The following is an 11,038-nucleotide window of genomic DNA, read 5'->3' on the forward strand; positions in this document are numbered from 1 at the left end:
CGATGTGGTATTTATAGGCGCGGGCCGCGATCGTGGGCATCTTGGCGATCAGGCGAATGGCCGAAATGTCGCGCTGGATCGGATCGTGGATGTCCAGGCTGTCGTGATAGAAGGCCGACAGGGCGCCGACGGTGCCGACCATGATGGCCATCGGGTGGGCGTCGCGGCGAAAGCCTTCGAAAAAGCGATCGAACTGGCTGTGCAGCATCGTGTGGGTGGTGATGCTGTTTTCGAACTTCTCGTACTGGGCGGCGGTCGGCAGTTCGCCGTGCAGCAGCAGGTGGCAGACCTCGACGAAGTTCGACTTCGACGCCAGCTGGTCGATCGGATAACCGCGGTGCAGCAGCACGCCGGCGTCGCCGTCGATATAGGTCAGAGCCGATTCACAGGCCGCCGTCGAGGTGAAGCCGGGATCGAAGGTGAAGGCGCCCGTTCCCGCATAGAGTTTGCGGATGTCGATGACGTCCGGGCCGGTGGAGCCCGAAAGGACCGGCAACTCGATCGTCTTGTCCTCGAAGGACAGGGTCGCCGAGCCGGCGGGTTTGGCTTGTTCAGTCATGAATGCCCCTTTGCATCACACGTCCAGGCGCGGGGAGGCGTCGGCCGCTTTTTGGTTTGTGGGTGATCACTTAGTCTGTTGCAGCGCATCATCCAAGCGCCCGAGACTTTCGTCGCGCCCAAGAGCCGACAAAGTTCGTGCAATATCAGGTGATGTTGACCCTGCGGTAAGCGCTGCGCGCATGGGCGGGCCGATTTTTCCGAACCCGACGCCCTCGGATTCCGCAAAGGCCTTGAGCTCGGCTTCGAGCGCGAAGACATCCCAGGATTGGAACAGGGACAGCCGCTCGCGCAGGCGGGCGAGGCGATCCAGAGTTTCACCGGACAGCAGCGCCTTCGCCTTATCGTCCAGGGTCAGCGGGCGCGATTTCAGGACGAAGGCGGTTTGGTCGGCCAGATCGAGGATCGTCTTGGCGCGATCCTTGACGAAAGGCATGGCGCGCTGAAGCCGGGCTTCGTCAGCCTCCGCCAGGGCGTGGCCCTTCTGCAGATGCGCATCCAGCGTCAGCTTGGCGAGCCGCTCGTCGTCGGCGAGGCGCAGCCAGTGCGAATTGACGTGGGCCAGCTTGTCGAAGTCCAGGCGAGCCGGCGCCTTGCCGATGCCGGCGAGATCGAACCATTCGATGGCCTGGGCGTCGCTGAACAGTTCGTCGTCGCCGTGCGCCCACCCCAGGCGAGCCAGATAGTTGCGCATGGCCTCGGGCACGTAGCCCATCTCGGCGTATTCATGCACCGCCTGCGCGCCGTGACGCTTCGACAGCTTGGCGCCGTCCGGTCCGTGGATCAGGGGGATGTGGGCGAAGGTCGGGCGCATCCAGCCCAGCGCATCGTAGATCAGGCTCTGGCGCGCGGCGTTGTTCAAATGGTCGTCGCCGCGAATGACGTGGGTCACCCCCATGTCGTGGTCGTCAACGACGACGGCGAGATTATAGGTCGGCGCGCCGTCCGAACGCAGCAGAACCAGATCGTCCAGGTCGTCGGTCGACCAGTTCACGTCGCCCTGGACCTCATCGGCCACCGTGACCGTCGTCGCCTTTGGCCGACGGAAGCGCACGACGTGCGGCGAGGCCAGATCATCTACGGTCGGCTCGCGGTCGCGCCAGGGCGATTCGAAGGTGCGCTTTTCGGCCTTGGCCTCGTCGCGCAGACGACCGGTCTCCTCGGCCGAGGTGAAGTCGCGGTAGGCGTGGCCGGTTTCGAGCAGTTGATCGACCACCTCGCGGTGGCGGTCGGCCCGGCTGAACTGAAACACCGGCTCGTCGTCAGCGAAGAGCTCCAGCCAGCTCAGGCCGTCGAAAATGGCCTTCACCGCCTCATCGGTCGAGCGTTCACGGTCGGTATCCTCGACGCGGATCAGGAAACGTCCAGCGTGTCTCTTGGCGTATAGCCAGTTGAACAATGCGGTTCTCGCCCCGCCGATATGCAGATAGCCTGTCGGCGAGGGGGCGAAGCGGGTGACGACAGTCGAGGAAGGTGAGGTCATGGGGGAGGGGTCCGTAAGCGAGGCCCTTATACGCCCCGATGCGGCAAAACCTACCCCCGCTGCGCGATTGCGCGCCTGGCTGCACGCCGAGGTGGCCGCCCAGACCCTGAGATGGCGGCTATGGGCGCCGGTCGCATTCGGATCGGGCGGAGGCATCTATTTCGCCCTGCGAGCCGAGCCGGTCTTGTGGCCCTTGTTGCTGGGCGCCGCCTTGGCCTTTGGGCTGTGGGTCGTGGCGCGCCGGCGCGGCGGGTCGCGACGCCTGACCTGGCTGCTCATGATGCTGGCCTGCGTTTCAGGCGGGCTGGCGGCGGCCAAGGTGCGCACCGAAGCCGTCGCTGCGCCGATCGCGCCCGCCCTCAGCGAACCGACCGTGATCGAAGCCTGGGTCGTCGATGTCGACAGCCCGGGTCAGCGAGGCGCGCGGGTCGTGATCGCACCGGTCTGGATTCGCGGACTGACGCCCGAACAGACGCCGGTGCGCTTGCGGGCGACGGTGCGGGCCGAGCCGCCGCGGCCTGGCGAAGCGATCCGCCTGTTCAGCATTCTGAATCCGCCGCCTGCGCCGGCCAGCCCCGGCGCCTACGACTTCGGCCGCAACGCCTTCTTCCAAGGTATGGGCGGCGTAGCGTTCGCCTTGAGTGAAACGCGTGGGGCCGATCTGGCCAAGCCGCCGTGGCGACTTCGACTTGAAATGGCGGTCAACAGCGCCCGCTTCGCACTGGCCGAGCGGATCGTGGCACGGCTTGGCGAACGGACCGGCGGGATCGCCGCCGCCATGACGACCAGTCACGAAACCTGGATCAGTCAGGAGGACATGGACGTGATGCGCGATTCCGGCCTGGCGCACATCCTGTCGGTGTCAGGGCTGCATATGGCCATCGTCGGCGGTTTCGTCTTCTTCGCCGTGCGGTTGGGCGTGGCGGCCTGGCCTTGGCTGGCCCTGCGGGTTCACGGCAAGAAGGTCGCGGCCTTGGCGGGCCTGACGGCGGTCGGGGTCTATCTGGTGGTGTCGGGCGCACCGCCTCCGGCCGAGCGGGCGGCCATCACCGCCTCCATCGCCTTTCTGGCCATCCTGCTGGATCGACAGGCAGTCACGATGCATGGCCTGGCTGTGGCGGCCTTCATCGTTTTGGCCATACAGCCTGAAGCCATCGTCACGCCGGGTTTCCAGATGTCGTTCGCGGCGACGGCGGCCTTGGTCGCCTTGGTCGAGGCCTGGCCGAAGCGCCCGCGCGAAATATCCGCGCCCTGGCCGATCCTGGCAGTCCAACGGCTGGGCGGGTGGTTGACGGCGGCTGTGGCGGCCAGCGTCGTCGCCGGATTGGCGACGGGACCGTTCGCCATGCAGCATTTCAACCGCACCGCCATGTATGGACTGCTCGCCAATCTCGGCACGTCGCCCGTGGCGGACTTCATCCTGATGCCGGCGCTGGCCTTGGGCGCAGCGCTTGAGCCCTTGGGGCTGGGGAGACCGTTCCTGGCGGTCGCGGGATGGGGCGTGGATCTGATGCTGGCGATCGGCGCCTGGACGGCGGGATTGCCTGGCGCGGTCAGAACCGTCGCCAGCGCGCCGAACTATGTGCTGCCCATCGCCTTTCTGGGCGTGTTGCTCGTCTGTCTGTGGCAGGGCCGCCTGCGCTGGTTGGGACTGCCCTTTGCAGCCGCCGTCCTGATCTGGCCGCGTGAACCAACGCCGGACCTCTGGATCGGCGATGGCGGGACGACTGCCGCCTTTCACCGTGATCAGGCGGCAGTCGTCGTGCGGCCTAGCGTGCGCGAGTTTGCCGTGGATCTGTGGTCGCGACGACGGGGGTTGCCCATGATGGATCGGTCGGAGACGGGCTGGATCTGCGACCGCTTCTCCTGTCGACCGGACACCGATGAGGCCGGGCCCGTTGCGATCTGGTGGGGGCGAAAGTCGCCGAGCTCCGATCAGATGGACGCGTTATGCCGCGCAGCGCCCGTCGTCAGCGTCCGCGCCGTCGTCTCGTCGATCCCAAGCGCCTGTCAGGATCGTCTTGTCCTGGACGGCGTGGACTTTTCACGGGGTGGGGCGGTGGAGTTGTGGCGCGTCCGTTCGGGCGAGCCGAATCGATGGCGAGCGGTGTGGACGGCCGACGTTCGCGGCGACCGCCCCTGGACGCGTCAGTCCGATCCGGAGGTCAGTGATAGCGGCGCATAAGGCCGACCAGCTTGCCTTGGACCGCGACCTGATCCGAGCCATAGATCTTGGTCTCGTAGTTGCGGTTGGCGGGTTCCAGCGCGATCGAGGCCCCTTTCTTCCGAAGGCGCTTCAGCGTCGCCTGCTCGCCCTCGACCAGAGCCACCACGATCTCGCCGGAGGCGGCGTTGTCGGTCGATTTGATCACTACCATGTCGCCGTTCAGGATGCCGGCCTCGATCATGGAGTCGCCTTCGATCTCCAGCAGATAGTGCTCGCCAGAGCCCAGCATGGACTCCGGAACCGGATAGCGGGCGGTTTCATGCTCGATCGCATCGATCGGCGTGCCGGCGGCGATCTTGCCCATCAGCGGCAGCTCGCGGGTGTCGTTTGCCGCCATCGGGGCCGCAGGTCGGACACCCCCGCCGCCCTCGATGATGTCGGGCTTGAACCCGGCGCGACCGCGCGGCGCGCCGGCCGTCGCCTGTTCGGGCAGCTTCGTGACTTCCAACGCGCGGGCGCGGTGAGCGAGACGACGAATGAACCCGCGCTCCTCCAGCGCCGTGATCAGCCGGTGAATGCCGGACTTGGAGGCCAGATCGAGCGCCTCCTTCATCTCGTCGAACGAAGGGGAGACGCCGGTTTCCTGAATGCGTTCGTGGATGAACATCAGCAGTTCGTGCTGTTTGCGCGTGAGCATCGCCAGGCCCTCATGCGCCCGCCGACGAATCGGAACGGGCCGTGAACATTTGTCGATGTTCTGTAAGTGTTCCTTGCTAATGTCAACTTAACGGCGAGGCTTGCCGCCGCGTCTCGGCTCTAACGGCCAGCAACTGACGGGTCGCCGCCTCGACATCGGCCTGGCGCATCAGGCTCTCGCCAACCAGGATCGCCTGGGCATGGGCAGCCGAGACGCGCGCAACGTCGTCGGGCGTAAAGATGCCGCTCTCGGCGACCAGTAGAGCGCGAACGGGGCTGAGCATCGACAGCCGCTCCGTGGTTTCCAGATCGACCTCGAACGTGCGCAGCGAGCGATTGTTAACCCCAACCAGATCGCCGCCGAGCGCACAGGCGCGCGCCATTTCTTCCTCGTCGTGGGTCTCGATGAGCGCGTCCATGCCAAAGCGTTCGGCTTCCGACAGCAGTTCAGCGGCCAGGCTGTCATCGATCATGGCGAGGATGATCAGGATGCAGTCGGCGCCAAGGGCGCGGCTTTCGGCGACCTGCCAGGGATCGACCAGGAAATCCTTGCGCAGGCAGGGCAGGGCGACGGCCTCGCGAGCCTGGCCCAGATAGGCGTCGTCGCCCTCGAAGCTGGGGCCATCGGTCAGCACGGACAGACAGGCCGCGCCGCCGGCCTCATAGGCGCGGGCCAAGGCCGGCGGATCGAAATCGGGCCGGATCAGGCCCTTGGACGGGCTGGCCTTTTTGATCTCGGCGATCAGGGCGGGACGACCGGTTTCCTCTCCGACGCGTTCCAAGGCGGCGCGAAAGCCGCGCGGGGTCGATGCGGCGCGGGCCAGGGCTTCGATCGCGTCCTGTGACGTCGCCGCCTTGCGGGCGGCGACGTCCTCGCGCTTGTAGGCGGCGATACGATCCAGAACGTCGGTCATGCGGGCTCTTCGCTTTCCAGCGGCGTGGAGGTGATGCGGGCCAGGCGATCCAGCGCCTCGGCGGCTCGACCGTCGTCGATGGCGGCAGCGGCGAGCGCGGCGCCATCGGCCAGATCGGCCGCGCGATCGGACACCACGAGGGCGGCGGCGGCGTTCAGCAGCACGATGTCGCGGTAGGGTCCGGCGGCGCCGGCCAGAAGCGCGCGCAGGGCGACGGCGTTCTCTTCGGCGTCGCCGCCGCGAATGTCTGCGATAGAGGCCCGCGGCAGGCCGGCGTCCTCGGGCGTGATTTGGAAGCGACGAACCGCGCCATCCTTCCATTCGACGACGTCCGTGGGGCCGGAAGTCGCCAGTTCGTCCAGGCCTTGGCCGTGAACGGTCCAGGCGCGTGTGGCGCCGAGCCGGCCCAGCACCTCGGCCAGCGGCTCCAGCAGGCGCGGATCATAGACGCCCATGACCTGCCGCCTTGCAGACGCCGGGTTCGAAAGCGGTCCCAACAGGTTGAAGACGGTGCGGAAACCGATCTCGGCTCGCACCGGCCCGACATGACGCATCGCCCCGTGATAGGCAGGCGCGAACAGGAAGCAGATCCCGGCCTCGTCCAGCGCCTTCTTCTGCTGCGCCTGCGACGCCATCAAGTTCACGCCCAGGATCGACAAGACGTCGGAAGATCCTGATTTCGAAGACATCGCCCGATTGCCGTGCTTGGCGACCTTCAGACCGGCGCCGGCGAGAACCAGGGCTGCGGCGGTCGAGATATTGTAGGTGTGCTGGCCGTCGCCCCCGGTGCCGCAGGTGTCGATCACCTCGTGGGGATGATCCAGCGTCAGGGCGGCTTCACGCATGGCGCCCGCGAAGGCGGCGATCTCGTCCACTGTCTCGCCGCGCATCCGCATTGCGGTGACGGCGGCTGCGACCTGGGAAGGCGTGGGCTCGCCCCGCAGGCAGGCGGCGAAGAAGTCGTGCGCCTGCTGCGACGTCAGAGGATGGCCCTCGACCAGCCGGGCGAGGATCGGCTTGAACCCGTCGCCCACGGTCAGGCGGCCGCGAGGCGCTTTACGCCGGCGATCTCAAGGAAGTTGGCCAGCATGTCGTGACCGTGCTCGGTGGCGATGGATTCCGGGTGGAACTGCACGCCGTGGATCGGGCGGCTGCGATGCTGCAAACCCATGATCTCGCCGTCGGCGGTCCAGGCGGTGACCTCCAGGTCGTCGGGCAGGGTTTCGCGCTTGACCGCCAGTGAGTGATAGCGTGTGGCGGTGAAGGGCGAGGGCAGGCTGGCGAAGACGCTCTGGCCCTCGTGCAGGATCGGCGAGGTCTTGCCGTGCATCAGTGTCTTGGCGCGGATGACGTCGCCTCCGAAGGCCTGGCCGATGGCCTGATGACCCAGGCAAACGCCCAGGATCGGCATCGACTCTGGCGCTGTCGTGATCAACGGCAAACAGATGCCGGCCTGATCGGGCGCACATGGGCCAGGCGAAAGCAGAACGGCGGCGGGGTTCAGCGCCCACGCCTCGTCCACCGACAGGTCGTCGTTGCGCACCACATGCGTCGGCGCGCCCAACTCCGCGAGGTAGTGGACGAGATTGTAGGTGAAGCTGTCGTAGTTATCGACGACGAGGATCATGGCTTGGCTTCTAGGCGTGACGCGCGTCCGCGCCAAGCGGGCGCGGCCTTAAAGCGCATTTTAACTCGACGGGACTAGGACTGGGCGGGTGAAACTCGCCGCTGAAAAAGACATCGCCGCCAAGATCGCCGCCGCAAAGGCGAAGCTGGTCGTGGTCGAAACCAAGCCCAACCCCGTCGCCGCGCTTGGCGCAGCCGCGTTCGCGGCCACCGCAGCGGTTCTGATGGCGGGCGTCGTCATCATCGGGCCGGGCGTGCAGTTCAACGACCCGGTAATGACGATTTCGCGCTAGCGATTGCCGGTGCGAAAGCGCCAGGCGGCTTCCGCCGCCCGCATCGGCGCCCGCGCCTTGTGCTGGGTCTCGGCATATTCGGCCGCTGGATCGCTGTCGGCGACGACGCCGGCCCCGGCCTGAACGAAGATCCTGTCGTCAGCGAACAGGGCGGTGCGCAGGGTGATGCAGATGTCCGCCTCGCCGCCGGCCGAAATATAGCCGACGCCGCCGCCATAACCGACGCCGCGCTTTTCGCTTTCCAGTTCGTCGATGATCTCCATCGCGCGGACCTTGGGCGCGCCCGACAGGGTGCCGGCCGGCAGGGCGGCCAGCAGCGTGTCCACCGCATCCAGCCTGGGGTCAGCCTTGCCCCGCACGTTGGAGACGATGTGCATGACCTGGCTATAGCGTTCGACGACGAAGCTCTCGGTGACCTCGACCGTGCCGGGCGCCGCGACGCGCCCGACATCGTTGCGGCCAAGGTCCAGCAGCATCAGGTGCTCGGCCAGCTCCTTCGGATCAGCCAACAGTTCGACTTCCAGCGCCTTGTCCGCCTCTGGCGTCGCGCCGCGCATGCGGGTGCCGGCCAGCGGTCTAATCGTGACCTCGCCGTCCTTCAACCGAACCAGGATCTCGGGACTGGAGCCGGCGAGCTGGAAGCCTTCGAAGTTCAGATAGAACAGATAGGGCGACGGATTCTGGCGACGCAGCGAGCGATAGAAGGCGAAGGGATCGTCGGTCCAAGGCGCCGAAAAGCGGTGGCTGAGGACGACCTGGAAGATATCGCCGGCGCCGATGTAGTCCTTGGCCCTGGCGACCATCTCGCCGAAGGCCGGCTCGTCCACCGGCGAGGTGAAGACGGGAGCCGGCGTTTGCTGCGGGGCGGCGCGGATGGGCAGAGGCTCGCGCAAGGCCGTCTCGAACGCATCCAGCCGCGCCGTCGCGGCGTCGAACGCCTCTTCGGAGGCGATGCCCGCGTCGGGATAGGCGGCCGATACCAGAACGATCTCGTGGCGAACCGAATCGAAGATGGCCACCAGCGACGGCCGCGTCAGCACGGCGTCGGGCAGGTCGAGCGGATCGGGGTTTGGCGCGCCCAGCGGCTCCAGCAGTCGCACCATGTCGTAGCCGAAAACGCCGAACAGGCCGGCGGCCATCGGAGGCAATCCCTCCGGCAGATCGAACTTCGACGCCGCGATCAGCGCGCGCAGGGATTGCAGCGCCGGCAGGGGTTCGGCGGTAAAGCGACCCTCCGCTATGGCTGAGCCGCGCGACATTTCGGCCGCGTTGGATCGACAACGCCAGACCACATCGGGATCCAGCGTCAGGATGGAGTAGCGTCCCTTGACCGCGCCGCCCTCGACCGACTCCAGCAGACAGGCGTACGGCCGATCGCGCCCCAGCTTCAGATAGGCCGAGACCGGGGTTTCCAGGTCGTCGATGACCCGCCGAACCAGGACCTGCGGCCGACCGGCCGAAAGGCCGGCGGCGAAGGCGTCGAACGTGATGTCGCGCGAAGCGTCGTCGGTCATTGCGCCGGTGCGGCGGGCGTTGCGCCAGCCGACAGACCCAGGGCCGACAGCGCCTGGGCCGGGTCGTTCTTGGCCTTGGAGCGCTGAGCGCCCGCCGAGACCGACGATTCGACCATCGCCTGCACCAACTCCTGGGTCAGGCGCGGGCGGACCTGCTCGGCCAGCGGACCGGCCACGGCCGGATTGGCGGCGCGGACGTTGTCGACGCGGCCGACCACATAGGCGGTCTGCGACGCCGGCTGCGAGAAGGCCTGGCCCTTGGACTGGCCGAACAGACCCTGAAGCACGCCCTGACCCAGGGCTTCTTGGGTTTGTTGATTGCGGATGACGCCGGTACGCACGGTCAGCGGCGCATTGACCGAGCGAGCGACCGCGGCGATGTCCTCGCCATTGCGCACGCGGGTCGTCAGCTCTTCGGCCTTGGCCGACAGGCGACGCATGGTCTCACGCTGGATCCATTGGGCGGCCAAGGGCTCACGCACCTCTGCCAGGGTCGGCAGGGCCGACGGGCGGATGTCGTTGACGCGCACGGCGAAATACTGCCCCTGACCGGCGTCGATGACGTCGCTTTCGCCGCCCTTGGTCAGGCTCCAGGCCGTCTCGAAGATTTGCGGCGGAGCGTTAAGCGCCTGACCGTTCGGCAGCTTGCCGTCCTTGGTGAAGGGCGGCAGATCGACGACGCGACCGCCGGCTTCGCTCGCCGCGTCAGCCAGGTTCTTGCCGGCCGTGCGGGCGGCTTCATACTTCTCGACCTTGGCGTAGGTCTGGGTCTTCACGTCCTCGGCGCGCAGTTCCTGGATTAGTTCCTCGCGAGCGCTGTCGAGCGTTGCGGGCGCGGCGGGTTGAACGGCCGTGACCTTGGCGACCGCGAAGCCGACACCGGCCTGAACCGGGTTGGACACCTGATTGGCTTGCAGGCCGAAGACGGCGGCTGCGGTTGCGGCGTCGCCGATGGCCGAGCGGGGGGTTTCGTTGAAGGCGGCCGGCGTGATGTTGTTGGCGCGGCCGACGTCGGCGGGCGATTGGCCCGCGCGCAGGGCGGCGGCGATCTTCTGGGCCGTCTCGCGGTTGGGCGCAGTCAGGGTGACGAACGAGCGCGTCTCGGGCTTGCTTAGCGTGTCCTTCTTGAACTCGAAGCGCTCGCGGATGCGGTCTTCCGAGATCGGCGCATTGGCCGAAGCCTCAGGCGTGAACAGGACCACCGACACCATGCGGAACTCAGGCGCGCGCAGGCGGTCGGCGTTTTCCTGGATGAAGGCGTTCAACTGGGCGTCGGTCGGGGCCGGGATTTGACCAGCCATCGCGGGGGTCACCTCGAACCAACGACCATCGCGGCTTTCGAAGGCGGACCCGGCCAGCAGCGCGCCATAGATGCGCGGCACGCGGGCGCCGGCGAAGACGGCGGCGCCGAAATGTTCCGTCGCGTATTGGTCGCGCAGGTCCTGCTCCAGCATGGCGGGGGTCAGGTTTTGCTGTGCCAGAGCCGCTTCATAGGCCTGCTGGTCGAACTGTCCGGTGACCGAGTTGAAGAAGGCCGGGATCTGGCGGATCTGCTTGACGATCAGTTCCTTGCCCGGGCGGATGCCTGCCTTAAAGGCCCAGTTCAAGAAGCCCAGCTGCTGCGTCTGCTCGGTCAGGAAGCGGACGTGAATATTTTCCGCAACCAGCTCCTGGTTCGTCAGGGGACGGCCGACCTGCTGCTGCAGCCGTTCACGCACCTGATCGAAAGCGGTGCGGAACTCGACTTCGTTCATCGAGCGGTCGCCCGCGTCGATGACGTGTTTCGG

The 11,038-nt window shown here is 67.0% G+C and carries 10 protein-coding genes; 2 read left to right on the top strand and 8 right to left on the bottom strand.

The features are described 5' to 3' along the window. Both RT123_RS13480 and gltX read right to left on the bottom strand, forming a co-directional pair. The coding region (locus RT123_RS13480) for a citrate/2-methylcitrate synthase (protein ID WP_313009622.1) at positions 1–559 on the bottom strand (559 nt) is incomplete at its 3' end. A gap of 66 nt (positions 560–625) precedes the next feature. After that, positions 626–2,041 carry a glutamate--tRNA ligase gene (gene gltX, locus RT123_RS13485; protein WP_313009623.1) on the bottom strand — a complete coding sequence of 472 codons (1,416 nt, stop codon included), beginning with the start codon at positions 2,039–2,041 and terminating at the stop codon, positions 626–628. A 67-nt stretch (positions 2,042–2,108) separates the two neighbouring features. Between gltX and RT123_RS13490 the strand changes: the two genes are divergently transcribed. Beyond that, positions 2,109–4,226 (top strand): ComEC/Rec2 family competence protein, encoded by a 2,118-nt coding sequence (locus RT123_RS13490; RefSeq protein WP_313009624.1) that lies wholly within the window; start codon positions 2,109–2,111, stop codon positions 4,224–4,226. On the opposite strand, the gene lexA is transcribed toward RT123_RS13490, so the two are convergent. From lexA to RT123_RS13510, 4 genes are all read right to left on the bottom strand, one after another. Continuing rightward, positions 4,207–4,905, bottom strand: a complete 699-nt coding sequence (lexA, locus tag RT123_RS13495) for a transcriptional repressor LexA (RefSeq protein WP_313009626.1) — start codon at positions 4,903–4,905, stop codon at positions 4,207–4,209. The genes RT123_RS13490 and lexA overlap by 20 nt on opposite strands. An 82-nt stretch (positions 4,906–4,987) precedes the next feature. After that, a complete protein-coding gene (gene trpC, locus RT123_RS13500; protein WP_313009628.1) occupies positions 4,988–5,818 on the bottom strand; it encodes an indole-3-glycerol phosphate synthase TrpC in 831 nt (276 codons plus the stop codon). Continuing rightward, a complete protein-coding gene (trpD, locus tag RT123_RS13505) occupies positions 5,815–6,852 on the bottom strand; it encodes an anthranilate phosphoribosyltransferase (RefSeq protein ID WP_313009630.1) in 1,038 nt (345 codons plus the stop codon). Before trpD ends, trpC begins: the two co-directional genes overlap by 4 nt. 2 nt (positions 6,853–6,854) lie before the next feature. Next, positions 6,855–7,445 (bottom strand): aminodeoxychorismate/anthranilate synthase component II, encoded by a 591-nt coding sequence (locus RT123_RS13510; RefSeq protein WP_313009632.1) that lies wholly within the window; start codon positions 7,443–7,445, stop codon positions 6,855–6,857. An 88-nt stretch (positions 7,446–7,533) separates the two neighbouring features. On the opposite strand from RT123_RS13510, the gene RT123_RS13515 reads away from it, so the two are divergent. Then, positions 7,534–7,737, top strand: coding sequence for a peptidoglycan-binding protein (locus RT123_RS13515; protein WP_313009634.1), 204 nt, complete (start codon positions 7,534–7,536; stop codon positions 7,735–7,737). Here RT123_RS13515 and trpE read toward each other — a convergent pair. Both trpE and RT123_RS13525 read right to left on the bottom strand, forming a co-directional pair. Beyond that, positions 7,734–9,251: an anthranilate synthase component I gene (gene trpE, locus RT123_RS13520; RefSeq protein ID WP_313009636.1), complete on the bottom strand. Its 1,518-nt coding sequence runs from the start codon at positions 9,249–9,251 to the stop codon at positions 7,734–7,736. The genes RT123_RS13515 and trpE overlap by 4 nt on opposite strands. Then, positions 9,248–11,038 (bottom strand): peptidyl-prolyl cis-trans isomerase (locus RT123_RS13525; protein ID WP_313009638.1); only part of this gene is annotated, 1,791 nt, incomplete at its 5' end. The genes RT123_RS13525 and trpE, both read right to left, overlap by 4 nt.

Origin of the sequence: Brevundimonas vesicularis (assembly GCF_032067225.1) — a bacterium.
Classification (GTDB): Bacteria; Pseudomonadota; Alphaproteobacteria; order Caulobacterales; family Caulobacteraceae; genus Brevundimonas; species Brevundimonas vesicularis_F.